Origin of the sequence: Mesorhizobium sp. M0772 (genome assembly GCF_040320135.1) — a bacterium.
GTDB lineage: Bacteria > Pseudomonadota > Alphaproteobacteria > Rhizobiales > Rhizobiaceae > Mesorhizobium.
In genome coordinates, this window is sequence record NZ_JAMYPB010000026.1 from 50910 (window position 1) to 77167 (window position 26258).

General features: G+C 62.9%; 17 protein-coding genes and 1 pseudogene. 4 read left to right on the forward strand and 14 right to left on the reverse strand.

What is annotated here, in order from left to right:
• Nucleotides 1–9 precede the first annotated feature (9 nt).
• On the reverse strand, nt 10–852 hold the full coding sequence (locus NKI06_RS18335; RefSeq protein ID WP_352986505.1) for a class I SAM-dependent methyltransferase: 843 nt from the start codon (nt 850–852) through the stop codon (nt 10–12).
• 5 nt (nt 853–857) lie between these two features.
• Nucleotides 858–2213, reverse strand: coding sequence for an NAD(P)-dependent oxidoreductase (locus NKI06_RS18340; protein WP_023699019.1), 1356 nt, complete (start codon nt 2211–2213; stop codon nt 858–860).
• Nucleotides 2214–2464: 251 nt separating this feature from the next.
• Between NKI06_RS18340 and NKI06_RS18345 the strand changes: the two genes are divergently transcribed.
• Nucleotides 2465–2869 (forward strand): hypothetical protein, encoded by a 405-nt coding sequence (locus tag NKI06_RS18345; RefSeq protein WP_155923166.1) that lies wholly within the window; start codon nt 2465–2467, stop codon nt 2867–2869.
• Nucleotides 2870–2937: 68 nt separating this feature from the next.
• On the opposite strand, the gene NKI06_RS18350 is transcribed toward NKI06_RS18345, so the two are convergent.
• A complete protein-coding gene (locus tag NKI06_RS18350; RefSeq protein WP_352986506.1) occupies nt 2938–3657 on the reverse strand; it encodes a gamma-glutamylcyclotransferase in 720 nt (239 codons plus the stop codon).
• Between the two features lie 192 nt (nt 3658–3849).
• Between NKI06_RS18350 and NKI06_RS18355 the strand changes: the two genes are divergently transcribed.
• Complete coding sequence (locus NKI06_RS18355; protein WP_352986508.1) at nt 3850–4626, forward strand: VOC family protein; 777 nt, start codon at nt 3850–3852, stop codon at nt 4624–4626.
• A 73-nt stretch (nt 4627–4699) separates the two neighbouring features.
• On the opposite strand, the gene NKI06_RS18360 is transcribed toward NKI06_RS18355, so the two are convergent.
• Nucleotides 4700–5188, reverse strand: coding sequence for a hypothetical protein (locus NKI06_RS18360; protein ID WP_352986526.1), 489 nt, complete (start codon nt 5186–5188; stop codon nt 4700–4702).
• Nucleotides 5189–5395: 207 nt separating this feature from the next.
• Here NKI06_RS18360 and NKI06_RS18365 point away from each other — a divergent pair, with 207 nt between their 5' ends.
• Complete coding sequence (locus NKI06_RS18365; RefSeq protein WP_023746953.1) at nt 5396–5788, forward strand: DoxX family protein; 393 nt, start codon at nt 5396–5398, stop codon at nt 5786–5788.
• Between the two features lie 97 nt (nt 5789–5885).
• Here NKI06_RS18365 and NKI06_RS18370 read toward each other — a convergent pair whose 3' ends face one another.
• Entirely contained in the window at nt 5886–8327 is a 2442-nt protein-coding gene (locus tag NKI06_RS18370; protein ID WP_352986510.1) for a GcvT family protein, read from the reverse strand.
• A 78-nt stretch (nt 8328–8405) separates the two neighbouring features.
• Nucleotides 8406–9944 (reverse strand): trimethylamine methyltransferase family protein, encoded by a 1539-nt coding sequence (locus tag NKI06_RS18375; protein WP_023729390.1) that lies wholly within the window; start codon nt 9942–9944, stop codon nt 8406–8408.
• Nucleotides 9945–10161: 217 nt separating this feature from the next.
• Here NKI06_RS18375 and NKI06_RS18380 point away from each other — a divergent pair.
• Nucleotides 10162–10744, forward strand: a pseudogene (locus tag NKI06_RS18380) (transglycosylase SLT domain-containing protein).
• A 56-nt stretch (nt 10745–10800) separates the two neighbouring features.
• On the opposite strand, the gene NKI06_RS18385 reads toward NKI06_RS18380, so the two are convergent.
• The 8 genes from NKI06_RS18385 to NKI06_RS18420 all read right to left on the reverse strand — a co-directional run bounded on the left by NKI06_RS18385 (nt 10801) and on the right by NKI06_RS18420 (nt 26182).
• Nucleotides 10801–11238, reverse strand: a complete 438-nt coding sequence (locus NKI06_RS18385; protein ID WP_352986511.1) for a TA system VapC family ribonuclease toxin — start codon at nt 11236–11238, stop codon at nt 10801–10803.
• Nucleotides 11235–11462, reverse strand: a complete 228-nt coding sequence (locus tag NKI06_RS18390; protein WP_023668191.1) for a hypothetical protein — start codon at nt 11460–11462, stop codon at nt 11235–11237. The genes NKI06_RS18385 and NKI06_RS18390 overlap by 4 nt, the downstream gene beginning before the upstream one ends.
• A 144-nt stretch (nt 11463–11606) precedes the next feature.
• Complete coding sequence (locus NKI06_RS18395) at nt 11607–13823, reverse strand: dipeptide ABC transporter ATP-binding protein (RefSeq protein WP_023804942.1); 2217 nt, start codon at nt 13821–13823, stop codon at nt 11607–11609.
• Between the two features lie 45 nt (nt 13824–13868).
• Nucleotides 13869–15026, reverse strand: coding sequence for an ABC transporter permease (locus NKI06_RS18400; RefSeq protein WP_352986512.1), 1158 nt, complete (start codon nt 15024–15026; stop codon nt 13869–13871).
• 13 nt (nt 15027–15039) lie between these two features.
• On the reverse strand, nt 15040–16074 hold the full coding sequence (locus NKI06_RS18405; protein WP_023668188.1) for an ABC transporter permease: 1035 nt from the start codon (nt 16072–16074) through the stop codon (nt 15040–15042).
• A 223-nt stretch (nt 16075–16297) separates the two neighbouring features.
• A complete protein-coding gene (locus NKI06_RS18410) occupies nt 16298–17950 on the reverse strand; it encodes an ABC transporter substrate-binding protein (protein ID WP_352986514.1) in 1653 nt (550 codons plus the stop codon).
• A 253-nt stretch (nt 17951–18203) separates the two neighbouring features.
• Nucleotides 18204–24251 carry a translocation/assembly module TamB domain-containing protein gene (locus tag NKI06_RS18415; RefSeq protein WP_352986517.1) on the reverse strand — a complete coding sequence of 2016 codons (6048 nt, stop codon included), beginning with the start codon at nt 24249–24251 and terminating at the stop codon, nt 18204–18206.
• Nucleotides 24252–24253: 2 nt separating this feature from the next.
• Nucleotides 24254–26182, reverse strand: coding sequence for an autotransporter assembly complex protein TamA (locus tag NKI06_RS18420; RefSeq protein WP_352986518.1), 1929 nt, complete (start codon nt 26180–26182; stop codon nt 24254–24256).
• Nucleotides 26183–26258 lie beyond the last annotated feature (76 nt).

Consider the following 26258-nt stretch of genomic DNA (forward strand, 5'->3'; position numbering starts at 1 on the left):
AGGTCCCTTTCAACCGAGACGAAGGAGCATTTCCACGGGTGCGAGAATGCCGCCTTTAAGCGCGGGGGTGAGATTGGCGATCTTGGTGCCGGCGTTCTCGCCCATGATAAGATTAACGCCAGGCGGCGGCTTTTTTCCTTCCGCCTGCGCCGCAGCCATGCGCGCCCGTATCGTGTCGAAAAATTCGATGGCGAAGGCGCCACGAGGGCGCTCGGCGGTTACAGAGAACCCCGCGGCGGCGGCAGCCGAACGATAGTCGTCGGGCGTGGCAACGAAGGACATGCTCTCGTCGGATGCCCATGGCAGCGGATAGGTCAGCGCACCTGCCTTGAGCCGCATCACATCGTAGACGGCAAAGACGCCGCCCGGCGTGAGCACACGCGCCGCCTCGCTCATCAGCTTTTTCTTGTCGGGAAGATTCATGCCGACATGCAGGATCATGGCCGTATCAAAGCTTTTGTTGCTGAACGGCATGTCCAGCGCGCTGCCCTGCACGAACCGGACTTTGTCGGCCATTCCCACCCGCTTCGACAGGCTGGTCGCGATGTCGACATAGCTTTGCGTCAGATCAATGCCGGTGACATCGGCGCCGGCATTGTTGGCGGCGAAGCGGGCTGGACCACCCACGCCGGAACCAATGTCGAGCAGCCTGGCCCCCGGCTTCAAACCCATCTGGCCTATGAGTTCCCTGGTGGCGGCGATACCGCCAATGTGGAACTCGTCGACCGCTTCGAGATCGCCAGCGCGTAGATGGGCAATTTCCACGCCGGTATCGGCGAGCACGGCAAGAATGTGCTGCTCAAGATCCGAGACGTCGTAGTGACGCGCGATGCCTGATTCCACTGAGGCCATGATCTCTATCCCTGTGCCAGACTCCGGTTGATGCTCTCCGCCGCATCGCGGCCTTGCGCGACGGCCGATACCGTCAAATCGTCGCCGCCAAAAATGCAGTCGCCGCCGGCCCAGACATTGGCGAGCGAGGTGCGCCCTTCTGCGTCGACCTTGATGCGGCCGGCTTCGAGTTCGATCGCAGCACCGCTGCCGTTAAGTGCCGCCGGCACAAAGCTCTGGCCGATCGCCTTGAACACCTGGTCGGCGGCCAGCGTCAGCCGCTCGCCGGTGCCGACAAGCGTGTCGCCGTTCATCGCTGTGTATTCGAGCTCGATGCCCGACACTTTGCCACCTTCGACAATGACCCGCTTCGGCTGCAGCCAGTGGCGGATGGTGACGCCGTTGGCGGCTGCCAGATCCTGCTCGAACTCGGAAGCGTTCATGTGTTCCTGGCCGCGCCGGTAGCAGATCGTCACCTCCTCGGCGCCGAGCAGCTTCGACTGGACGGCGGCGTCGATCGCCGTCATGCCGCCGCCGATGACGACGACGCGCCTGCCGATTGGCAGGCTCGCGAGATCGCTGGCCTGGCGCAGTTCGGCGATGAATTCGACTGCATTGACGACGCCACCGGCCTCCTCGCCATCGGCGCGCAGCGCATTGACGCCGCCAAGCCCCATGCCGAGGAAGACGGCATCGTAATTCCGGATCAGGTCCGACAGCCGGTAGTCGCGGCCGAGCGCCCTGCCGTTCTGGATATCGATGCCGCCGATCCCCGCGACATAGTCGACCTCGGCCTGGGCGAAGTTATCGATGCTTTTGTAGGCGGCGATGCCGTATTCGTTGAGGCCGCCGGCCTTCGGTCGGGCTTCCAGTATGGTGACCTCGTGGCCATGGCGGGCGAGCCGGTGCGCCGCGGCGAGGCCGGCCGGACCGGCGCCGACCACGGCGACCGACTTGCCGGTCGATTCAGCGCGCGAATAAAACTGCTTGTGCTCGGCCATGGCGACATCGGTGGCGTAGCGCTGCAGGCGGCCGATCTGCACCGGCTTGCCTTCCGCCACCTCGCGCACGCAGACCTCTTCGCACAGCGTCTCGGTCGGGCAGACGCGGGCGCACATGCCACCTAGTATGTTCTGGTCGAAAATCGTCTTGGCCGAACCGATCGGGTTGCCGGTCGAGATCTGGCGGATGAACAGCGGAATGTCGATCGAGGTCGGGCACGCATTCATGCACGGCGCATCGTAGCAGAAATAGCAGCGGTCGGATTCGACCAGCGCTTCGTGGTGATCGAGCGGCGGATGCAGATCGGAAAAATTCTCGGCGTACTGGTCGGCGGCAAGCCGGCCGCCGGCAATGCCGTCCTTGAACTGGCCTTCTGGCATCGTCAGTTCCCCTGTTTTCGTTTTGGGGAAGGCTAGCACGTTTTATTTTTTTATCAATTGGTCAATTTTCGACCCAAGCCGCTGAAAAGACTAGCTGATAATATGATTTAGTTGCTCATGTTATGAGTGACGGTTGCGTCCTCAAAGAGGGGAGCGCGACAAGCTCCAAGTCGCGGCAAGCTGTTCCAGTCCAGCGCGAAATGATAGGGCGCTTGAGCACGATGCGCGGCTTTCATTCAACGGAGAAGACGATGACCGATGATAGGGAGACGGCTCACCGGTGGGAGCCCGTGGGAGATTTACCTCTGGCTGCCTGTCAGGTGTGGCGTCTAAAATCCGACAATAACTTTGAGCTGACCGTCGAAGGCGACTTCGGGACATCGGAACGAACTCTCAAGATCGATTTTCAAGGGGTAGTAGCCCTGGCTGCCCATGATGACATGCTGGGACTGACCAAAATCCGTGCGGACACCTCGATCCCATTGATTGGATCTGGCAGGCAAGCCTCCTACAGGTGGCCGATCCTGCGAGTGGAGAACTCGCATTGGTTGCGATCGACACTTGGCCCGACAGTAGACTGTACGCATTTTCTGCTGCTCAGTCTCGAATGCACGGTTGAGGTCATTGCTCGTGAAGCCACTCCTTCTTGGATCTGATCACCCGAGGAGCGAAACGCCTTGAAACCGCATACGCTCCGGCACAGGCCAAGATTGGTGGCTGTTCGCTACGAAGGTGCCAGCTGTAGGCTGGCATCTGAGGGGCCGCCATGAATCGACCTGATCTCGTCGGCAACCAGTTGCTGCAGCCGCCACAGATTGCGGTCGCGGATGCCGAATTCCTCGAGGTGGCTGACGGTGTTGTAGAGATATTCCGCACCCGAGCCGACATGGCCGCAGGCCCGCGCCAACACCCGCGCCACCCGATCTAGCGGCTGCCCAAGCGAGGTTCCCCTGCCCGTCACCCCGACCCAGAAGCCGAGCGCCCGTATCCGGCCCTGCTCCGTGCGCACGGGAACCCACCGGACCGAGCTGACACTCTCATGGTCGTCGATCTCGCGCCGCAACAATCTTTCGATCTGCTGCGGCTTGTCGCCGTCGGGCAGGCGGTAGATGACGCCGTCGCATCGGCCGCCGCGTTCGAGCGCCATCATCAGCCCCGGCTGCGCGACGCTGCCGCGCCAGCGCACCATGTCGAGGCAGAAGGAGCGATGCCAGCCAAACGCAGTGGCGCGCTGGCGTTCGACGGACTCGAAAGCCGGCTTCCAGATCAGCGAGCCATAGGCGAACACCCATAACGGCCCCGCATCGGCTTCGTCGGAGAGCCGTAAGGCAAGCGTGCGAAAATCCTCATCGTTCAGCTGCGTCCAACTGCAGTCGGGTCCGGGATCGACCTCTTCGCGATGACACAGTGACACAAGCTCAGGCGTGAGCGACATAAGGCGCATGAAACGACTACCCCTCGTTTGCCCAAGGAAAGTCGAAAACCGCCGCACGTGCAAGGCGTCGGTGGGGCGAAGTGCGGAACGATGTGTCAACGCAGCCGTTGAATTTTCTCCGGTTCGCTGTCGGATTCGCGTCGCTGAAAACGTCCTTTGATGGATCGGACGACGATCTATGCTTAGGTGAGGAGACCGAGAATGCCGAGATCCCCAATGCCCTTCTTCTGGTACGAGTTGATGACCAGCGACCTCGATGCGGCGCAAGCGTTCTACACAACCGTGGTCGGCTGGCGGGCTGAGCCCTTCGACAAGGCGCCCGGCATGCCGCGCTATATCGTGGTGAACTCCGCCGAGCGTGGCGTCGGCGGGCTGATGACCCTGCCCGAGGAAGCAGCCAGGACGGGTCTGAAGCCGGCCTGGTTCGGCTATATCCACACCAGCGATACCGATGCCTCGACCGAGGCACTGAAAGCCGCCGGCGGGGCTGTTCACCGCGAACCCGACGACATTCCCGGCGTCGGCCGCTTCTCCGTCGTCGCCGACCCGCAAGGCGCCGCCTTCATGTTCCTGCAGCCCAATGGCCCCGACCAGCCCGTCCTTCCGGCAACGACGCCGGGCCATGTCGGCTGGCACGAGCTTTATGCGTCCGACCGCCAGAAGGCCTTCGATTTCTACTCAAGCCAGTTCGGCTGGACCGATGCCGGTAGCATGGACGTCGGCGAGATGGGCATCTATCAGACCTTCTCGGCCGGCCCTGAATCCGGCGGCGGCATTATGAACAAGCCGCAACAGCTGCCGGTGCCGGTCTGGCTGTTCTACTTCAATGTCGACGCCATCGACGCAGCCGCCAAACGCGTCACCGACAATGGCGGCAAAATTGTCATGGGTCCGATGCCGGTTCAGACCGGCCAATGGATTGCCCAGTTCACCGATCCGCAAGGCGCTTATTTCGCGCTGATCGCGCCCGGCCGCTGATCCCCTCCGGTACTCGCCTGCACGGAACTGCTCTCATCGCGCCGCCGGTGCGATGAGAGGCGTCCGGGCGCGGTCACTCCGGCGCCAGCACCGCGACCTTGAGGTTCTCTTTCCTGGCGCCGCTGAGCTGGATCGTGGCTGCGCCAGGCATCAGCTTGAAGCGCACGCTCTTGCGGATGCCGGGGCAGGTCTTCACGCCGCTGAAACCGGCTGATTTCACGGCCTGGCCATCCTGAATGACGTCGACCCAGGCCTCATCGGACAGGCTGATCTGGAGCTCTCCTTCCGTTGGCACGGCCACGTTTGCCGTCGCGCCGAACGTGCCGGCTGCCGGCGCGCGTTGCGGTGAGACCGTGAAGCTGACCGCATCGACCGGCTCCAGCGCCATATCCGCGGCTTCGCCGAAAGCAAGGGAGGCACCGGACTGCGCGGCGGGCGCTGCCGGAAACAGTTCCTGCTCGCGTGTCACCGGCCATTTGAAGGCATCGCAGCCAGCATCAGCGGCCATGGCGAAACTGGTGCTTGCGAGGATTGCGAACAGGCTGATGGCGACTTTTTTCATGGCGAAGGAACCCGTCTGGTTTGGAGTGTCTACACGCAGATATACAACCTCAACGAGATGTATGCAACCATAACGAGAGCAAATTTCGAAGTCAGACTGGAAATAATTGCAATCACCGATTGTTGATGACAGGCCATGGGAAGTGAATGGTCCAGCGCCGGGTGATGATTTATGGCCGGGCCACATGGTTGGAAAAATGGAGTTTAGATGAAGCTTTTTGACGGTCTCGCCAGATTTCAGCCGCAGGCACTCGGCGTCCTGCGCATCATGACGGCCCTGCAGTTCCTCGAGCATGGCTCGCAGAAACTGTTCAATTTTCCGGTCAGCGCCGAGCCTCACGCTCTTAGCGGCCTGACGGCGACGGCAGGCATCCTGGAATTCGCCGGTGGCATCTTGCTGGCGCTCGGTCTGTTGACCCGCCCGGTCGCGTTCCTGCTGGCCGGCGAGATGGCCATCGCCTATTTCATGGCGCACTACCCGCGCGACTTCTTCCCGGTCAACAACAGCGGCGACGCGGCAATCTCCTTCTGCTTCATCTTCCTCTATCTGGTGTTTGCCGGCGCCGGCGCCTTCGCGCTCGACAACCGCCGCAGCACCTGACGCGCCTGATGCATGTCGCCCAAAAGTGCGCAGCGGTTTTGGGATAACGACTTGCACAAAACAAGAATCTGAAGCGCCTCGGCGAAGCCGAAGCGCTTCAGGCGCGCATTCGCTCGAAGTTCGCGTCAAAGAGCGGCGCTGCCTGAACGCGCGCCGTGTGACGCTTGCCCAAAAGTTCGATTTCGAAGCCGTCGCTCTTGTCTGCGATCTCCTTCGGCACATAGCCGATGGCGACGGATTTCTTCGAGTGATGCGCATAGCCGCCCGACGTCACCCAGCCGCGCACCGCGCCATCGTACCAGATCGGCTCGTCGCCGATGACATCGGCATCGTCGGCATCGAGGATAAATGTGCGCAGCCTGAGCTTGCCGCCCTGCTTGCGCTCGGCAAGAGCGCCGGTTTTACCGATGAAATCGGCATCCTTGCCATAGGCGACGAAACGGTCGAGCCCGGCCTCCAGCGGCCCGTAGATCGGCCGGTATTCGCGCGCCCATGAGCCGTAGTTTTTCTCCAGCCGCAGCGCATTGAGCGCGCGCGTGCCGAACAGGCCGATGCCGAATTCCGCGCCCGCCACCATCAACGCCTGGAAGGCAGCGCGCTGATATTCCGGCGCCACCCAGATCTCGTAGCCGAGATCGCCGGTATAGCTGACGCGGCCGACCAGGCACGGCGCCGTGCCGATGTCCATTTTCGCGACCGCCATGAACGGAAAGGCGGCATTGGAGACATCCGCGCGGCTCACTTTGGCCAAGACATCCCGCGCCTTCGGGCCGGCGATTGCGAGGCCGGTCAGCTTCTGCCCCAGCGCCTCTAAACGAACCGATCTATCCGCAGGTAAATGCGCCTCGAACCAGCGCATATGATACTGCTCGGCAATGCCGGAGCCGGCGATGAACCACTCATCGCCGTTGGAATTGGGGGCACCGAGATTGGCCAGGGTGAAATCGCCGATCAGTTTTCCGTCGTCCTTCAGCATCGGCGCCAGCGTCATGCGTCCGGGCTTCGGCAGCTTGCAGGCGAAAATGCGATCGAGCCAGTTCGCGGCCCCCTCGCCGGTCACCTTGTATTTGGCGAAGTTCGAAATCTCCGCCAGGCCGACGCTCTCACGAACCGTCGCAACCTCATTGGCGACCTGGGAAAAATCGCTGGACCGACGCCACGAGAACTCGTCCTTGACGCCCTCCGGCGCATACCACAGCGGCACTTCCAGCCCATAGGACACACCCCATTGCGCGCGCCTGGCCGACAGCAAATCGTAGATCGGCGTCGTCTTCAGCTGCCGCCCGGCGGGCAGTTCCTCATTGGGGAAGCGGATCGAGAAGCGGCGCGAATAATTCTCGCGCACCTTTGCATTGGTGTAGGCTATCGTCGCCCAGTCGCCGTAGCGCGCCACATCCATGGCCCAGATGTCGGCGCCGGGATCGCCCTCGATCATCCAGTTGGACAGCGCCAACCCAACGCCCCCACCCTGGCTGAAGCCCGCCATGACGCCGCAGGCGACCCAGAAACCCGGTAGCCCGCGCACCGGCCCAACCAGCGGATTGCCGTCCGGTGCAAAGGTGAAGGGCCCGTTGATGATCTGCTTGATGCCGGTCCTCTCGAAGGCCGGGAAATGCCGGAAGCCGACCTCGAGCGACGGCGCGATGCGGTCGATGTCCGGCTCCAGCAGTTCATGGCCGAAATCCCAAGGCGTCTGGAACTCGGACCACACCTTGTTGGCCTTCTCATAGGTACCCATCAGCATGCCGCCGCGCTCCTGGCGCAGATAGAGCTCACCGTCGAAATCGACGGCGTGGATGATCTCGGTGCCGGTCTTGGCGTTCCACGCCGCGACTTCCGGCATATCCTCGGTGATCAGGTACATGTGCTCCATGGCCAGCACCGGCAGTTCCAGCCCGACCATGCGGCCGACCTCGCGCGCCCACAGGCCGCCGGCATTGACGACATGCTCGGCCACGACCTCGCCCTTGTTGGTGATGACCCGCCACATCCCGTCGGGCCGGCGCACAATGTCTTCCACCTTGGTGAAGCGCTCGACCTCGGCGCCAAGCTTGCGCGCGGCCTTGGCGTAGGCATGCGTCACACCGGAGGGATCGAGATGGCCGTCTTCCTTGTTGCGAACGGCGCCGACGAACTGCTTGGGATCAATCAGCGGCATCAGTTCAGCCGCTTCGTTGGCCGATATTTCCTCGAGATCGATGCCGAGGTAACGCCCTTTGGCAACGACGCCACGCAGCCAGTCGAGCCGCGCCTCGGTCGCCGCCAGCAGCACGCCGCCGGTCAGATGCACGCCGGTCGCCTGCCCCGACAGCTCCTCGATCTCCTTGTAGAGCGAGATCGTGTATTTCTGCAGCTTGGCGACGTTGGGGTCGCCATTGATCGTGTGCATGCCGCCGGCCGCATGCCAGGTCGAGCCCGAGGTCAGCTCGTCGCGCTCCAGCAGCACGACATCGGTCCAGCCATGGCGGGCCAGATGGAACAGCACCGAACACCCGACGACGCCACCGCCAATGACCACGACCTTTGCATGCGATTTCATGAGTTTTGCTCTGTTATCAATGAGTTGAGGAGATAAGGTGAATCAGAAAGGCAGCGCCGCGCGCCGATGTTGAAAAAGTCATGGCTCGCCCTGCCCGATCGCTTCCTTGCGCCTGGCCATGTATGCCTCCAGCGCCTCGCGCACGGCGATGTCCATCACCGGCTCGACATAGTCTTCCAGCGCCTTCTTCCACAGCCGGGTCGCGCGCGCCGTGGTGTCGAGGCCGCCGGCTTCCTGCCAGGCCTCGTAATTCTGCCAGTTGGACAGCATCGGCTGGTAGAAGGCGGTGGCATAGCGTTCCAGCGTGTGCGGTTCGCCGAAGAAATGGCCGCCGGTCGGCACCGCGCCCAGCGCCTCGACAGCAAGCTCCGCCTCGTCGACGACGATCGGGCGCAGGAATTCCATCATGTGCTGGATCATCTCGACATCGATGATGAGCTTTTCGAACGATGCCGTCAGCCCGCCCTCCTGCCAGCCGGCGGCGTGGTAGACGAGGTTGCCGTGGCCGAGCACAGCGCCCCACAGCGCCATCAGCGTCTCGTAGGCGCCTTGCGCGTCCGCCGCATTCGATGCCGACCCCGGCGTCGTGCGGTAGGGCAGACAATAGCGCCGCGCCAATTGCCCCGAGGCGATATTGGCCTTGGTGTTCTCCGGCGTGCCGAAGGCCGGCGCGCCCGACTTCATGTCGACGTTGGAGGTGAAGGCGCCGTACATCACCGGCGCGCCGGGGCGCACCAGTTGCGTAAGCACCACGCCGAACAGCGCCTCGGCATTCTGCTGCGCCAGGGCGCCGGCGAGCGTCACCGGGCTCATCGCGCCCATCAGCGTGAACGGCGTCACCGCGACCGACTGGCCGAACTCGGCCATGGTCATCAGCCCTTCGGCCATCATCTCGTCGAAACGGCGCGGCGAGTTGACCGAGATGATGGTGGCAATGCCGGGATCATCGCGCATTTCGTCCAGCGTCAGCCCGCGCGCGATTGCCATCATCTCGATACCGTCCAGCGCCCGGCCTCGTCCGATCGCCGAGACATGGAAGGATTTGTCGGTCAGCGTCAGATTGGTGAAATAGGTATCCATGTGCCTGGTGTTGGCCGGCAGTTCCACCGGCGCGCAGACCTGGTTGCCGAGCATGTGGATGCAGTTGAAATGCTGCGCCAGCCGGGTGAGATCGGCATAGTCGCGCAAGTTTCCGGCGCGCCGGCCGCGCTCCATGTCGTGCACATTGGGCGGCCCGGCGACGAGGGTGAAATTGATCGTGTTGCCGCCGAGATAAATGGTGTTGGCGGGGTTGCGCGGCGTCAGCCGGTAGCTGGACTGCGTGGTCTTCAGCGCCTCGGCGACAAGGCCCCGGTCGATGCGGACGTTCGCCGTTGCATGGTCGACCTTTGCGCCCGCCTTCTCGAACAGCGCCAGCGCCCGCTGAGACATCACCTCGATGCCGAAATTTTCCAGAATATGCATCGACGCCTGGTGGATCGTTTCGACCTGGTCGACTGAGAGCATCGCCATCGGCGGATAGGGATTGGTCACCCGCCGCAGTGGAAGTTGCGGGATGGCGGCAGGCCCCCGGTTGCTGGTTCGCTCCGCGCCGCGCTTGCGTCTTGGTTCATTCATGCCTGGCATCAGAGCGCCGGCATCCGGACATCGCTGTCAGAAATCCGCCCTTGGCGGACGTGATTTTAGCCAAGGCGGCATTTTTGAATTCTGACGGAGATAAAGGCGACGCGAAAGGTCGGAATAATGATACAGGCCCACTGAGCGCAGCCAGGCCGGCAAGCCGTTAAGAAACGCCGAAAGATTCCCTTTATGATTTCGGCCTATTCGTTTTCCAATGCGTAGTTCGAGTTTGAGTAAAATTGTAGCGGTTGGCGTGCTGCTGGCTTTGCCGGCCTGCGCGACGCCGCCCAACCATATCAACAATGTCTGCGCCGTCTTCGACCAGAACGACGGCTGGTTCGACAACTGGCAGTCGGCCGCCGAGCGCGCCTCGCAGAAATACGGCGTCCCCGTCCCCGTGCTGATGGCGACGGTGCGCAAGGAATCCGGCTTCAAGAGCAATGCCAGGCCGCCGCGTACCAAACTGCTCGGCTTCATTCCGTGGAAACATGTCTCGTCGGCCACCGGTTTCTCGCAGGCGCTCCTGGTCGCAATATCAGAGCGAGACCGGCAGCTGGGCGGCGCGGCGGACCAAATTTGCCGATGCCGTCGATTTCGTCGGCTGGTATCATTCCAAGACATCAGACACGTTCGGCGTCGCCCGCAACGACACCTACAATCTCTACCTCGCCTATTATCTCGGCTGGACCGCCTACGGCCGTGGCAACCGTGGCGACGCCGGCGTGCAGGGCTACGCCAGGGCGACCGAAAAGATGGCCCGCGACTATGCCGAACAGCTGCGGCAATGCGGCAGCTGACGTTGCCAAGCGGTCTTGCAGCCACGCAGTTTGCGCTCGAAGCGGAACTCAGCCATTCATTCGCTTGGGATCAGGTGGAGGATCGACCTCCCTCCCCTTACCGCTGCCGTCGACAGCTTTCGGTCAAACGTCGCCAATTGGCCGTCACGCGCCTTGGCGAGTCCCAACAGATAGCTATCCGTTACCTGTGCCGGGGTGAGGATCCTGGCTGCATCGATGTCGTTGGAACCGACAAGGCTGATCTCGTCAGGCCAGAACTGATGTCCTGAAAGGGCATGCAGCTTGCCGACAATCTGCGCCACCACGGCGGGCGAACCCGGAGAATTGGGGTATTTCGGGTTGCTTACAATCCTGATGACGCCATTCTCGGTAGTGGGACATGTTGCCCATGATAAATGCCCGGTGGATTGAAACCACCGATGGGCATCTTCATGCGCGACGTGAGCCGGATCGATCAACGCAATGAAGACATTGACGTCGAGCAGGAAGGTCACGGCAATTCGTCGCGAAGCGCATTGACCATTTCGAGATCGACCATCGGGCCGTCGGGCCGCGATGCAAGCAAGGGGATGCCGTTGCGTTCACCGCCGGTCGGTGGCCGGCGCAGTGAGCGGCGAGCCAGATCGGAAATGACATCGCCAACGCTGCGATCCTGCTGTCGCGCCATGGCCTTGGCCGCAAGTAGGACATCGTCATCGATTGCAAGTGTGGTTCTCACAATATGTTCCCTATCGCGCATCAAACATCACGCATCACATAAAAGCAATGGACAGCAATATTCAAGCGAACGTAGCCTGTCGTTCCTTGAGCTATGGCGACGCTGCGGCAATGCGCCAACGAGCGGCATTGCCTCTATGGCTGGTCAGCTCGGCTTCTTGCCATGCGGGCGCTTCGGCGGTTCGCCGGCGAAACCGGGGCCGATCCCATCCGGTGCGTCTTCCGGCACGCCCTCATGCGCTGCGTGTTCCCTGTCGAACTTGATCACCGGCTCCATCGTCGCCAGCACATCGTCCGACAGCCAGCACAGGCTCATATGGCCATCGCCGAGATGCTTCACCGGCGGCACCTTGGTCTCGCACAGATTGTCCGGCACCAGCCTCTTGTAGCCGCAGCGCGTCTGGAACGGGCAGCCGCTCGGCGGGTTCATCGCCGACGGGATATCGCCTTCGAGCACGATGTGCCGTTTGACCACGCTGGTGTCGGCGATCGGGATAGCCGACAGCAGCGCCTCTGTGTAGGGGTGATAGGGTGGCGCGAAGATCTGGTCGGTCGTGCCCTGCTCGACGATGTAGCCGAGATACATGACGACGACCCGGTCGGCGATGTAGCGCACGACGGACAGATCGTGGCTGATGAACAGCATCGTCGTCTTGTTCTTGCGCTGGATGTCCATCAGCAGCTCGGTCACCGCCGCCTGCACCGAGACGTCGAGTGCCGACACCGGCTCGTCGGCCACCACCACCTTGGCATCGCCGGCAAAGGCACGCGCCACGCCGATGCGCTGCTTCTGGCCGCCTGAGAGCTGACGCGGCTTGCGCGTCTCGAAGGCCCGCGGCAGCTTCACCAGGTCGAGCAGCTCCAGCATGCGCTTGCGCCGCTCGGCGACATTGTTGCCGACTTTGAATTTTTCCAGCGTGCGGATGATCTGCGAACCGACGGAGTGGCTGGGATTGAGTGTATCGAACGGGTTCTGGAACACCATCTGGATCGACGACACCGTTTCGACGCTGCGCTTCTCGATGCCGGTCGACTGGATCTCCTTGTTGCCCAGCGTCACTGTGCCGGCACTTGCCGTCTCCAGCCCCAGCAGGACCTTGGCCAGTGTCGACTTTCCGCAGCCGGACTCGCCGACGATGGCGACGGTCTCGGATTCGCGCGCCATGAACGAGATCGTCTCATTGGCCTTGACCACGCGGCCTTCGCTGGAGCCGAACACTTCGCTGCCGCCGACCTTGTAGTATTTTCTCAAATCCTCGATCTTGAGCACCGGGGCGCCGGGCACGACCTTCTCATTGACCTTCTTGGCGCCGGGCGGCAGCGCTTCCCAGTCGATCTCGTTGAAGCGCACGCAGCGCGAGAAATGCCCTTCGTGACCGGCGACCTCGATCATCGGGATTTCGGCGGCATTGCAGACGCCCTCGACGAAATGGTGGCAGCGCGGCCCGAAATTGCAGCCCTTGGGCCGCTCATGCGGCAGCGGCAACTGGCCGGGGATAGAGATCAGCGGCCGCGAATTCTTGTCGGCCCCCGGCAGCGGGATCGAACGGAACAGCCCTTGCGTATAGGGATGGCGCATCCGGTCGAAGACGTCCTTGATCTTGCCGGTCTCGACCGCTTCGCCCGAATACATCACCGTGATGCGGTCGCAGGTCTCGAGGATGAGGCCGAGATTGTGCGACACGAAGATCATCGACGTGCCGAACTTCTCGCCCAGCCCCTTGACCAGTTCGACGATGCCGGCCTCCACCGTCACGTCGAGCGCCGTCGTCGGCTCGTCGAGCAGAAGCAGCGCCGGTTTCGACAGCAGCGCCATGGCAATGACGATGCGCTGCTGCTGGCCACCGGACAGCTGGTGCGGATAGGAACGCATCATCCGTTCGGGATCGGGCAATCTCACCGAGCGCACCATTTCGAGCGCCCTTTTGTAAGCCTCTTCCTTCGACACCTTGTCGTGGATCAGCGGCACTTCCATCAATTGCTGGCCGACCTTCATCGCCGGATTGAGGCTCGCCATCGGCTCCTGGTAGATCATGGCGATCTTGTTGCCGCGGATGGAGCGCAACTCCTCGTCGGACAGCTCGCCCATGTCCTTGCCCTGGAACTTGATCTTGCCGCCGACAATCTTTCCGATGTTGGAGAGGTCGCGCATGATGCCGAGCGACACGGTCGACTTGCCGCAGCCGGACTCGCCGACGATGCCCATGGCTTCGCCCGGCATCACCGTGCAGGAAAAGTCCATGACGGCGGGGATCTCGCCCTTGCGGGTGAAGAAGGAGATCGACAGGTTCTCGATCTCGATGATCGGCGCAGCGCTTGGCCCAAGGGTCGGCTTGCCGGGATTTCGAACTGCCTCATTCATGGGTCGCTCCAATCCTATTTTCATGCTCGCGGGCCGACCCGCAGATCAGTCTTTCATCGATTGTTCGCGCAGCGAGTCGGCAAGCAGGTTCAAGCCCAGCACGAACGACATCAGCGCGATGGTCGGCGGCAGCGCCGGGTGGATGAAGGAGCGCAGCAGGCGGCTGGCGTCCTTGATCGCGGTGCCCCAGTCCGGGCTCTCCGGCGCCAGGCCCAGCCCGAAATAGCCGAGCGTGCCGAGCAGGATCGTGGTGTAGCCGATGCGCAGGCAGGCATCGACGATCAGCGGCCCGCGCGCATTGGGCAGGATCTCCCACAGCATGATGTACCAGGGCGATTCACCGCGCGTCTGCGCCGCCGCCACATAGTCGCGCGTCTTGATGTCCATCACCAGGCCGCGCACGATGCGGAACACGCCGGGGCTGGAGGCGAACACCACCGCCACGAAGATGTTGAGCTGGTTGGGATCGATGTGGATGATCTTGAACGGATCGGCGTCGAACACCAGGCCGGCATAGACCCAGCCGCCGATGATCAGCGTCAGCCCGAGCAATATATAGAGGCGGTCCGGCCGGTTCTTGTAGCGCGTCCAGAACAGCACCGAAAAGAAGATGATCGGGAACAGGAAGAACAGCCCGGCCATGGCGTAGGGGATCGGCGTATCCATGATGCCCGGCGTCACCAGCAGGTAGAACAGCAGGATCACCGGGAAGGCCAGCACCAGATTGGCCAGGAAGGACAGCACAGTGTCGATCCGGCCGCCATAGTAGCCGGCGGGCAGACCGAGCGTAATGCCGACCATCAGCGCGAAACCGGTCGCAGCCGGTGCGATGATCAGCACGATCTGGCTGCCATAGACCATGCGCGAAAAGACATCGCGGGCGAGCTTGTCGCCGCCGAAATAGTAGATGAGTTTCGATACCGGCTCGAGCGCGCCCGGCAGCGCATCCTTCATAATCGGCACCTGGGCGAGCGGATCGAAGGGCGCGACGGTCGACGCGAAGATTGCCGTGAACAGCCAGAACAGGCAGATGCCGACACCGACTATGCCGACGCCGCTATCGAACAACTGGCCGTAGAGGCCGAGCCTTTTCTTGTAGGTGAAGCTCGCCCCCATCACCAGGGCAAGCCCTAACCAGACCGGCCAGAAACGCCCAATCACGCCGAGCACGACATTGGAGGCACCGATATATTCGACCTGCATCTGCCCCAGCCCCCTATTGAACTCTGATACGCGGATTGAGGAACGCGTAGCCGACATCCGAGATGAGCTGCGTGATCAGCACGATGAACACCGAGACCAGTGAACAGCCAAGCAGCAGATCGATGTCGTTGTTGCCGGCGGCCTCGACCAGCGTGTAGCCAAAGCCCTGGTAGCGGAACATCACCTCGACGATGACCACGCCGGTAAGCAGCCAGGGAAATTGCAGCATGATGACGGTGAAGGGCGCAATCAGCGCATTGCGCAGCGCGTGCTTGACGACGACGCTGCCGAAGGAAAGCCCTTTCAGCCGGGCGGTGCGGATATATTGCTGCGTCATCACCTCAACCATCGAGGCGCGTGTCATTCGGGCGATGTAGCCGATGCCGTAGATCGCCAGCGTCATCACCGGCAGGGTGAAATTGTAGAAGGTGATGCCCTGGCTTGCCGAGGCAGCCGAACCGTTGAGCCAGCCGAGCCAGGAGGCGAAGATGACGGTGAAGATGACGCCCGACACATATTCGGGCGTCGCCGTCGACGCGATCGAGGCGACGGACAGTGTTCGGTCCGTTCGCGAGCCCTCGCGCATGCCGGCCAGGATGCCGATCAGCAGCGAAATCGGCACCATCACCAACAGCACACAGAGCATCAGGATACCGGTGGCGGCGAGTGCGGGGAAGAGCTTTGACGCAACGGAGGTTTTGAACTTGGTCGAGCAGCCGAAATCACCTTCCAGGATGCCGGAGAATTTCGGCTCCAGCGGATCGTTGCAGAAGGAGAAACGCTGCGTCGGCTTGCCGGTCGCCGGATCGGTCACCGGTTGCTTCGGGACGACGCCCAGCCATTGCCCGTAGCGCACGAAGAAGTTCTGCCGGTAGCCATGGTTGACCAGCCAGCTTTCGAGCTGTTCGGCCGATGTGTGCATTTCGGTCTGGCTGATCGCCAGCTTCTTCAAATTCGGCTCGAGGTTGATCAGGAAGAAGACGATCATCGTCAGGCACAGCATCGTCAATGCCATGGTGCCGAGACGCCGGATTACGAAAGAAAGCATGGCGGTCCCCTGCCGGTCTGGTTGGGGTTGGAGCCAGTTCGAAAAACCAGCTTTGCCGTTGCCGGCAGAGTTGGCCATCAAATCGGCACTCGGATGCAATCAACCCAGTTTTATTGAACGGTCTTTCAGGAGAGTCCGCAACTTTTTGCTGCGGCGGCTTCCGGTTCTGGGCCATGCGAGGCGTGACGGGAAGGAGCGAAGCGCCCCTTCCCTGACGTTCCAATCACGCCTGGTCGAGCCAGACCTTGCCGTAGTCGCGCTCGAAGGTCGGATGCATCTTGTAATTCTGCACCGCCTTGACCGAGTGGCTGTAGAGCTTGCGCCAGTATGGCTGGATCATGATGCCGGAATCCTGCAGGATCTGCTCGATGTCCTTCATCATTTCCTTGCGCTTGGCCGCATCGGCGACGGCCAATGCTGCATTGAGCTTGGCATCCCATTCGGGGTTGGAATAGGCCGACTCGTTCCACGCCTCGCCGGTGCGGTAGCCGATCGCCAGAACCTGAACGCCGAGCGGGCGCATGTTCCAGTTGGTCATCGACAGCGGGTACTTGGTCCAGTCGTTCCAGAACGTCGAGCCCGGCAGCACCGTGCGCTTTACCTTGAGGCCGGCGTCGCGCATCTGCGCGGCGATGGCGTCGCCGGTATTCTTGTGCCAGTCTTCGTCGACCGTGATCAGCTCATGCTCGAAGTCGGCCTGGCCGGCTTCCGCCATCAGCGCCTTGGCCTTGGCCGGATCGCGAGCGACTTTGGGCAGCTCGTAATATTCCGGGTGGATTTGGCAGACATGGTGGTTTTCAGCCACCGTACCGGCATTTCCGTAGCCAAGCTGCAGAACGACATTGTTGTCGACCGCCAGTTGCAGCGCGTTGCGCACTTTCTGATCGCCGTAAGGCTTGTTGTTGATGTTGGTGCGGCACACGATGGTCGAGGCGGTGACGATTTCGGACTTGACCAGGTCCAGTCCGTCGAGGATCGACACATAGTCGGCCGAGGTCTCGAAATTGGTATGGACTTCGCCGGCCTCGAAGGCACTGACCATGGCTGCCGGATCGGTGCCGTAGTCGACGAATTCGATGCCGTCGAGGAACACCTCGCCGTCCCACCACTTGTTGTCCTCGCGGCGCTTGTAGACCACCTTCTGGCCGACATCGTAGGAGACGAGCTCGAACGGACCGGTACCGATCGGGCAGGCTTTGAAGTCGCCGCCCTTCTCGTCGAAGCTCTTGTGGACGATGAGACCGGGATAATCGCACATGTTCGGAATGAGCGCGATGTCGGCCTTGCCGAGCTTCAGCTTGACGGTGTGGTCGTCAACCTTGGTCACGGCGCTTTCGTCGAGCTTGTCCTCCTTGACCAGCGTGCCGAGACGGCCAGGCATGGAATTGCCCTCGGCCTTCTTGTCGGCCCAGCGCTTGAGATTGAAGATGACGTCATCGGCGGTGAAGTCATCGCCATTCGACCAGGTCACACCCTTGCGCACATGCAGCGTGTACTCGGTGGCGTCGTCGTTGACCTCCCAGCTCTCCAGAAGGTACGGGCGGAACGTGTATTCGCTGGTGTACTTGACCAGCGGCTCAAGCGCCTGGCGCTCGGCATTGGCGATTTCCGACCAATCGGCCTTGCGTGGATCCTTGGGATCCTTGACCCACTGCGCGACTTTCAGGATGCCGCCCTTCTTGCCCTGCACCTCTTCGGCCCTGGCTTGGGTCGGCACGGCTACGCCGAGCATGCCGTAGGCCATCGCAGTCGACGCGCCGAACACGCTCGCCATGGCGAGGAACTCGCGGCGATCGACTTTGCCTGCCTTGGCTTCTTCGGCCATGGCCAGGATATGATCGGGAACGCGATCGCAATTGCTCTTGTAATTTATCATACCTTAACTCCCATTGTTGGCTTTCCGCCTTTTAACATTCCGCATCCCTGCCGTGATGTCAAAGACGGCATGGCTACGGAACCTGTTAGGGAATGTGCAACTTTGAAAAGGGAGCGGTTCGCGTGATAACGACAGACTTGGCGCAAAAGTGCTAGCGCGCCCAGATTCCGCCGGAATCTGCTTAGGCGAGTAATTGATACATTTTGGGCGGGTTGAGACAGCGCCAGTTCCGGCGGCGGTAAGGGCCAGGAACTCAATATTCCTTTTCGTAGAATATGCCGCCCTTGGCCTCGCCGCCATCGTTGGCCTCGCCACGCAGCTTGACGCCGCGTCCGACATTGAGGTCGATCGTCGCCTTGCCCGATCCTGGCCTGTCGCCTTTCTGGATCGTCACATAGGTGCGGTCATTGAGATACTTGCCCGCCGACACGGCGGTGCCGCCCTGGTCATCGGTGGTCACGTCCAGGTCGTCGACGCCGATTGCACTGCGCAGGTTTTCGAGCAGCGAGGTCGAGCCGCCGACGCCGGCCAGTTGGCCGGCGGCCTCGGCCAGCTGCGCGATCTGCAGCGGCGACAGGTTCGACATAGAGCGGCCGAAAATCAGCTGCGCCAGCACCTCGTCCTCGGGCAGCGCCGGCACCGATGAGAAGTCGAATTTCGGATTGGTCGCTTCGCCCGAGACGACGATGGTGACGGTGGCGCTGGTCGTGGTCGATGTCGCGGTCAAATTGAGGTAGGGCACCAGCGAGCCCGAAAAGCCGACCGTGCCTTCGGTAAAGGTCAGCCGCTTGCCGAGAATCGACAGCCGCCCACGCTGCAAGGTGAAGGTGCCGACCGCCTGCGGCGAAGCCGCCGGGCCGGTCAGCCTCAGCGAACCGCCGAACTCGGCATCGACGCCCCTGCCCTGGATGAAGATCTGGTTCGGCGCATTGACCGTGACGTCGAGGACAAGCCCACTGCCGCCACCACCGCTGGCCGCCGCCGGTCGCAAGGCCTTGTCCTGCGCCCGCACGGAGGCGGGCGCGTTCTTGTGCTTGACACCGAGCGCCGCCAGCGAGCCCGGCAGCTTATCGGGAACGGTGATGACGGTCTTGGCCAGATTGACGGTGCCCGAAATCACCGGGGCCGAGGTGAGCGGCCCCTTGATGGTCAGGTCGCCGCCGAGATTGGCTGTCACCACCCTGCCGTCGGTATAGCGGCCGTCGACCAGCTTGATAGACAAATCGGCTGGGAAACCTTGCGCCGGATTGATGCCGAGTGTGCCGGAGGCCGACAGGCTGCCGCGTGTCGACAGCGTGCCGGTCAGCCGGTTGATCCGGGCAACGCCGTTGCCGATCGAAATGTCGGCGGCAATGTCGTTGACGGCAAGGCCGGAGCGCGCGTCGACCAGGCGGGCGCCCGACGTGCTGACCGTGCCGCCGATCACCGGCGACGCCGCCGGGCCGCGCACCTGGATATTGACGTTGGCGGTGCCGCTGAGCGACAGGCCTTGCGCCGCAAGCTTGGCGGCCAGGAAGGAAAATGGCACCTTGCCGTTGAAGTCGAGCACCAGCGCTGGTGTGCCGGCCGTCGTCACCGTACCGCCGCCCTTGAGGCCAAGCCCGGCGCCGTCGCTGATGTCGGCGTTGAAGGTGAGCTTCTTGCCGGCGAATGTTCCCGACGAAGAGATATTCATGCCGCCAAGACCGGCGCTGCGCGTCTGCGAGGTCTGCACCCCGCCGGCATCGATGTCGAAGGCGACGGCCGGATTGGCCAGCGCGCCCGTCACCTTCACGGTGCCTGAGATTGAACCGGCGGCCTGAAGGCCCGGCGAAAAACTGTTGGCCAGCGAAGCCGGCACCTTCGACAGCGCGGCGCTGATGTCGAGTGCCTGCCCGACCTTGCCGGTCACCGTCGCCGTGCCGCCACCGAGATTGAGCACCAGCTTGTCCAGCGTCGTCGTGCCGTTGGCGATGCTGACGGTCGAGGCCTGGGCGATGGCCGCCTTGATGCCCTGCACCGTGGCCTGGCCGGAAGCGAGTTCGATAGTGGTGGTGCCGCCAGCCACCTTTACCCTGCCCGCAGCCTTCGCCGGAATGCCCTTGACGGTGGCGCCGCCGGAAAACCCGGTCCAGTCGCCGTCGCGCTTCAAATCGACATCGATGCCGCTGATGGCGGTGCCGCCGGAAATGACGCTGTCGGCGCGAATTTTGCCCGAGATGACCGGCGCGGCGAGATAGTTGGCGACCAGCGCATCGATCGACACCGTCTTCGCCTGCAGGTCGCCGCGCGTGATCGAAGCGGTCGCAGCCTTGACGGCGACGTTCGGGCCATCCGCGGTCTTGGAGAATGCAATAGTGCCGCGCACGTCGCCTTCGGCCTTTTCCAGTGCCAGCGCTGCCAGGGGCCCGATATCCGGCAGGTCGAGCGCGATGGTGCCGACCGGCACGAAAGCCTCGTCGAGCGCGAGGTCGCCGGAAATCCTGTTCTTGCCGAGTGACAACAGCAGGCCGTTGATGGCGCTCTTGCCGTCGGCCGTGGCCAGCACCGCATTGCCTTGAAGCGCCTGCCCCGCGACATTGCCGGTCAGTTGCACATTGGCTGCCGGGTTCGCGGCATCGGCCTTGCCGGTCGCAATCAGCTTAAGTCCGGTGATTTCGCGTTCCGCCACCAGCAGGCGGTCGCTGTTGACCGTCAGCGACAGGTCCGGCGCCAGGCTGGGCCCCTGCGCGTTGAGTGCAAAGCTGATCGCGCCTTTGGCATCTTTCGACAACAGCGAGATGTCGGCCAGTGCACCCTTGATATCTGCGCTAAGCTTGTTGTCGGCGAGGCTGGCCTGACCGTCCGCGGTCAGTGCGCCCGACGCCAGCGTGACCGGATTGGCGCTGACATTGCCATTGGCATCCCGCTTCAGCGTGGCGCTGAGCTGCGTGCGCTCTGCCAGCACGCTGCGCGCCGCAGCCGGCAATGCCGCCGACAGCACGTCGGCGTTGAGGTTGAGGTCGATTGCTCCATCGGCAAAGCCGACACGGCCATTGAAGGCACTGCCCAGCGCATCGCCCTGCACCGAGCCGCTGTCGATGGTAATCGCATCGGCCGCCAGGCTGCCAGCGACTTTGGCGGTGATTTTGCCGGCGATCAGCGGTGCGATGGTCGGATTGTCCAGACCGATCTTCTCCGCCGTCACCGTGCCCGAGATCGGACCGGTGCGGCTTCTCACATCGAACGCATCGGAATGCAGCGCCAGCTCGATGCCATCGATCTTGGTGAAATTCGTCGCCACCGACGGCAACACCGCCGAGATATCGAGCTTGGCTTGCGCAGCCTGCCCCGCCGCCTTCACCGACAGCGCCTGCAGTTCGAGCTTGATCGGGCCTTCCACGCTGCCGAGCGCCACCGGCAGGCTTGGCCCCGAAGAGGTCAGGTCGAGCGCGAAGTCGCTGGCGCCGTTCGGGTTGATGGTGCCGGCCGCCTTGCCGGAGATTTTCTCACCCGAAAGCGTCGCCTGGTCGAGCACGACGCCGCCGGCCGCGGAATAGCTGCCGGCCGCATCGACATCGAGCGGCCCGAGCCCGGCCTGACGGGTCTGGCTCGTCTCGGCGCCGGCCAGCTTTGCATTAAAGCGAATGTCGGGATTTGCTGATGGCCCGGTGATTTGCGCCGTGCCGTCGAGCGTGCCCGCGGCATCGAGGCGGGGCGAAAAGCCATTGGCAAGCGCAGCCGGCAGCGCCGAGAAGGTCGCCGCCAGATCGAGCGTCTGGCCCGCCGTGCCCGACAGCGTCACCGAGCCGCCGCCGAGATCGACTACCAGCCTTTGAATGTTGGTTATGCCATCGGCAATGGTCAGGCTCGACGGCTCGGCGATCGCCACCTTGATGCCGCGCACCGTCGCCTCGCCGGACGCGATCTCGACGCTGGTCACGCCGCCAGCAATCTTCGCCCGCCCGGCAGCTGTCGCCGGAATGCCTGATATGGTTGCTCCGCCGGTGAAATTCGTCCAGTCGCCGTCACGCTTGAGGTCGACGCCGATGCCACTGACGACGGTCGTTCCCGAGGTCACGCTCTCGGCCTTGATCGTGCCGGAGATCGCAGGGCTGTTGAGATAGTTGGCGATCAGTGCGCTGACGGTGACTGCCTTGGCTGCCACATCACCGCGCGCGATCGACACGCTGGCTGCATTGATGGTGACAGTGGGAGCCTCGCCGTCTTTGGCGAACACCACGGTGCCGCCGATATCGCCGGCCGCCGTCTGCCCGGCCAGCGACGCCAGCGGCGCGATATCGGGCGCGGAGATCGTCAGCGTCCCCAGCGGCAGGAATTTCTCATCGAGCGTGAGGTCGCCCGACACCTTGTTGTCGCCCAGCGCTACGCTGAGCCCCTTGATGGAGCGCTTGCCATCGCTCGTCACCAGCGCCGCCTTGATGGCGAGCGGCTGTTCGTCGACCGCGCCGGTCAGCGAGATATCTGCGGCCGGGCTCACAATGTCGGCCTTGCCCGATGCGGTCAGCTTGATGTCCTTGACCGTGCGGCCGGAGGCCGTCAGGCTGGCACTGTCGGCCGAAACCGAGAAATCCGGTGCGTTGCGCGCGCCGCTTGCCGTCAGCGCGAAATCGACCCCGCCGGCGACCGGCACGCCGACCAGCGAAGACAGCACCGAGACGTCGCCGAGCTTGCCCTTGATGTCGGCCTGGATATCGCTGCCTTGCGCGCTGGCGGTGCCGCTGGCGCTCAGCGAACCGGAAGTGAGTTCGATCGAGTTGGCGGCGAAAGAGCCCTGCGGATCGCGCGTCGCGGTCGCCGAGAATTTGACCCGTTCGCCAAGCAGCGAACTGATCTGCGGCGGCAGCGCCGTCGACACAGCATCGGCATTCATCTTCAGCGTCATGGCGAGATCGGCCAGCGTCACCTTGGCCGTCAGCCCGGCATTGAGAGCATCGCTGCGCAGCGTGCCTTCGTCGAGGGAAATCTCGTCCTTGCTGATCGAGCCGGCAAGAGAGGCCGTCAGCTTGCCGGTGATCAGCGGCGCCAGCGTCGCCACGTCGGTCTTCAGCCCGGCGGCCGCCAGACTTACACTGACCGGGCCGCTGCGGCTCTCGATGTCGAAACCGTCGGAATGGATCTTCGCATCCAGATTGTTCACCTGAGAGCCGCCCGCCACCACCGACACCAGTGAAGCGCTGGCGTCAATCATCGGCGCCTTGCCGTCACCGAAGGCGCGCGCGGTCACATTGTTGATGGCCACCATGATCGGCTGCGCCTGGGTACCGACATTGACCGTGACCGGCTTGGCTTTGGCCACGAGTTCGACCGAAAGGTCGCTGGCGCCCTTGGGGTCGACCATGCCGGCAGCGGTACCATGAACTGCGTCGCTCTCGATCGCAGCGCGCTCGATGTCGACGCCGCCGGTCGCGGTCGCGGTGCCGGCTAGGTCGAAGCTGGTCTTGCCGGCAAACAGCGACTTGAACCGTTCCGGCAGGAAGCCTTCGAACGAACCGTCGCCCTTGGCCTCGATCCGGTTGCCCTTGTCGGTGAGCTGGTGCCGGCCGGTGAGCTGGGTAACGATCTGACCGTCGACCATGAAGGTGCCGATGCCGCTCCAGTTGGCCAGCGGCCCGGTGCCCGAGACGACGATGTTGACCGGCGGCGCGCCGGGTAGCTTGAGCAGGTTGGCGATGATGCCGCCGGCCGGCTCGGAAGCCTTGAGATCGAGGTCGAGCTTGTTTTCATCCGGCGCGAAGTGGATGTTGGCGTCGACATTGCCTTGCTTGCCGTCATGGCGGGTAACGTTGAGCACCGTCTGGATCGCCAGCGGCGACGCATCGACCTTGGCCGATCCCTTGGCCGCAAGTTCGGCAATGCCGCTGCCGGCAAGTTGCTGGCCGAGCGCGATCTCCGGCAAATCGATCGCTCTGATATCAAGCGAAACCGGCAGGCCGGTCGACCCGCTCTTGCTCGGCTCGGTGCTCGCCATAGGCAGCCGTGCCAGTTCTATCCGTTCGGCCGCTATGCGGTCGGCGCTGAAATTCTTCGACAACAGCGCCAGCGGCGACCAGTCGACGGCCACCTTGCGGGCCACCAGCCAGGCGCCCTCGCGGTCTTCCAGCACGACATGGTCGACCGTCAGCGCGCCGGACCAGATACCGTTAATGCCGCTGACCGTGACTTTGCTGTCCCCTGACGAGGCCATGTCAGAGATGATGCCGGCGAGATTTTCGCGGCCGCGCTCGGTCTTGGTCAGCACGACCAACGCGCCGATGCCCGCCGCCGCCACTATCAGCAGCGTGTAGAAAAACAGGCGAAGGATGCGTTTCAAAATCTTCATCGTCAGAACGCCTGTCCGATCCCGGCATAGATGCCGAAACGCGGGTCGCCACGGTCGCGGTTGAGCGGCACGGCGGCGTCGATGCGCAGCGGCCCGAACGGCGTGATGTAGCGCAGGCCAACGCCCGCGCCGACCTTCACGTCTGAAAAGTCCGGCGTCGCTGTGGTCGAGACAGTGCCGGCGTCGACGAACGGCACGATGCCGATCGTGTCGGTCAGAGCAATGCGCATTTCGACCGATGTTTCGAAGAAGGAAAGCCCGCCGATCGGCTGATTGTCGATGTCCTTCGGTCCGATGCCCTGATAGGCATAGCCCCGCACCGAGCCGCCACCGCCGGAATAGAAGCGCCTGTCGGCTGGAACGTTCTGAAGGCCGGTGCCGACGATCGAACCCAGCGCGACGCGTTCGGCAAGCACGAATTTCGAGGCCGTGTCGAGCGACTGATAGGCCGACCCCTCGCCCCTGAGCTTGAGGAAGGCGGCGCCGCTCAGAATGTCGTAACTCGGTTCGGCATAGGCCAGAACCCTGAAGCCGCTGGTCGGGTTGAGCCGGTTGTCCCTGTTGTCGTAGACATATTGCAGCGGAATGCTGGCGATCAGGTATTTGTGCTTGCCGAAGGCGTCGGTGATCCTGGAGTAGTCGAGCGCGATTTCAGCCGAAACCGTCTGCTTCTTGTCGATCTCATAGGACAGGCCGGTGCTGCCCTTGACCGAAAAATGGTCGTAGGCGTCGGGATGTTCGAGTACGGTCTTGACGCTGGCGATGAATTTCGAGGCCGGCCCGACCACCCCCGGCTTCTCGAACATGAGGCCGGCATTGTAGTTGAGCTCGCTGAGATCGTTGCTGCCGATGCCGCTGATCTTGCCCTCGATGCGCAGCTTTTCGGCCCGGCCGAACAGATTTCGGTGGCCCCAATAGCCTTCCAGGCCTAGCCCTTCGGTGTTGGAGAAAGTGCCGCCGACGCCGAAATAGCGTGGTTTGCGCTCGCTGACCTGAACGCCGATCGGAATGTTGCCGTCGGGGTCAAGACTGTCGGCTTCCTTCAGCGTCACGCTGTTGAACACTTCGAGCCTCAGCAGCCGGTCGCGGGCATCGTCGATCTCGTCAGGCGAATATTGCCGGCCGCGTTTCAGCCCGGTCATATATTCGGTGAACTCGCGATCGACCTTCTCGGTGCCATCGACGGTGGTGTCGCCGTAACCGGCAACCGGCCCGGCGGCCACCGTCAGCGTCACGTCGAGCGTCGAGGTGGTGTGCTCGGCCACGACCTGCCTGTCGGTGATCCGGGCCAGCGGCCGGCCCTCCTGCTTCAGCGCCCGCACGATCAGCGCCTCGGCCTTGAGCACGGCGCCCGAGCCGGCATCGCCGCCGGCTATCAGCCCGAAATCGGCGCTCGCCAGCCCGGCGGCATCGCCCTCCAGCCTGATATTGCCAAGTGTGAATTTGGGCCCGCTCGAAATGCTGATCACCACCGGCACCGGCTGCGGAGCTGTAAATTCGGCATCGGGCGGCAAATCGTCGAGCACCTTGCCCTGGATGGTGATGGTGACGACGCCTTCATAACGGGCGTCGGCATAAAGCGCGGCGACCAGCTGTTCGCGGTCGCTACGCGCCTTTGCCAAAAGGCCGAGCGAGCCGGAAACCGGGCGGTCCTCGTCGGATTTCAGCGACGAGGCGTTTTCGAGCTTCTTGACCAAGTCCTTGTCGGCATCGGGCGCTTCGATGGTCACCGCATAGCGCAGCGGGTCGACGATATCGGCGTCTTCGTCATTCGAAGAGCCCCACAATTTGATGCCGAAGAGCTCGAAGGCGGCCGCCGACCCCGATTCGGCAACGAGCACGGTCGAGCACGCCAACGCCACAATCAGCGCACGCGAAAGCGTGCGCCGTGGCGCACTTACCTTCGACATCTGCGCTTCATACGCCGGCATCAGGACAACCTAGGTTACAAAACTAAAATTGGAATGAAGTTTTGAAGCGCTCGTAAAGGGGCCACAATCCAATTGT

Bases quoted from the DNA above. Each gene is read 5' to 3' on its own strand.
- NKI06_RS18375 (WP_023729390.1), bottom strand. From the start codon at position 9,944: ATGAATGAACCAAGACGCAAGCGCGGCGCGGAGCGAACCAGCAACCGG.
- NKI06_RS18360 (WP_352986526.1), bottom strand. From the start codon at position 5,188: ATGAAAAAAGTCGCCATCAGCCTGTTCGCAATCCTCGCAAGCACCAGT.
- NKI06_RS18345 (WP_155923166.1), top strand. From the start codon at position 2,465: ATGACCGATGATAGGGAGACGGCTCACCGGTGGGAGCCCGTGGGAGAT.
- NKI06_RS18400 (WP_352986512.1), bottom strand. From the start codon at position 15,026: ATGCAGGTCGAATATATCGGTGCCTCCAATGTCGTGCTCGGCGTGATT.
- NKI06_RS18365 (WP_023746953.1), top strand. From the start codon at position 5,396: ATGAAGCTTTTTGACGGTCTCGCCAGATTTCAGCCGCAGGCACTCGGC.
- NKI06_RS18340 (WP_023699019.1), bottom strand. From the start codon at position 2,213: ATGCCAGAAGGCCAGTTCAAGGACGGCATTGCCGGCGGCCGGCTTGCC.
- NKI06_RS18355 (WP_352986508.1), top strand. From the start codon at position 3,850: ATGCCGAGATCCCCAATGCCCTTCTTCTGGTACGAGTTGATGACCAGC.
- NKI06_RS18410 (WP_352986514.1), bottom strand. From the start codon at position 17,950: ATGATAAATTACAAGAGCAATTGCGATCGCGTTCCCGATCATATCCTG.
- NKI06_RS18370 (WP_352986510.1), bottom strand. From the start codon at position 8,327: ATGAAATCGCATGCAAAGGTCGTGGTCATTGGCGGTGGCGTCGTCGGG.
- NKI06_RS18415 (WP_352986517.1), bottom strand. From the start codon at position 24,251: ATGAAGATTTTGAAACGCATCCTTCGCCTGTTTTTCTACACGCTGCTG.
- NKI06_RS18405 (WP_023668188.1), bottom strand. From the start codon at position 16,074: ATGCTTTCTTTCGTAATCCGGCGTCTCGGCACCATGGCATTGACGATG.
- NKI06_RS18335 (WP_352986505.1), bottom strand. From the start codon at position 852: ATGGCCTCAGTGGAATCAGGCATCGCGCGTCACTACGACGTCTCGGAT.
- NKI06_RS18420 (WP_352986518.1), bottom strand. From the start codon at position 26,182: ATGCCGGCGTATGAAGCGCAGATGTCGAAGGTAAGTGCGCCACGGCGC.
- NKI06_RS18395 (WP_023804942.1), bottom strand. From the start codon at position 13,823: ATGAATGAGGCAGTTCGAAATCCCGGCAAGCCGACCCTTGGGCCAAGC.
- NKI06_RS18350 (WP_352986506.1), bottom strand. From the start codon at position 3,657: ATGCGCCTTATGTCGCTCACGCCTGAGCTTGTGTCACTGTGTCATCGC.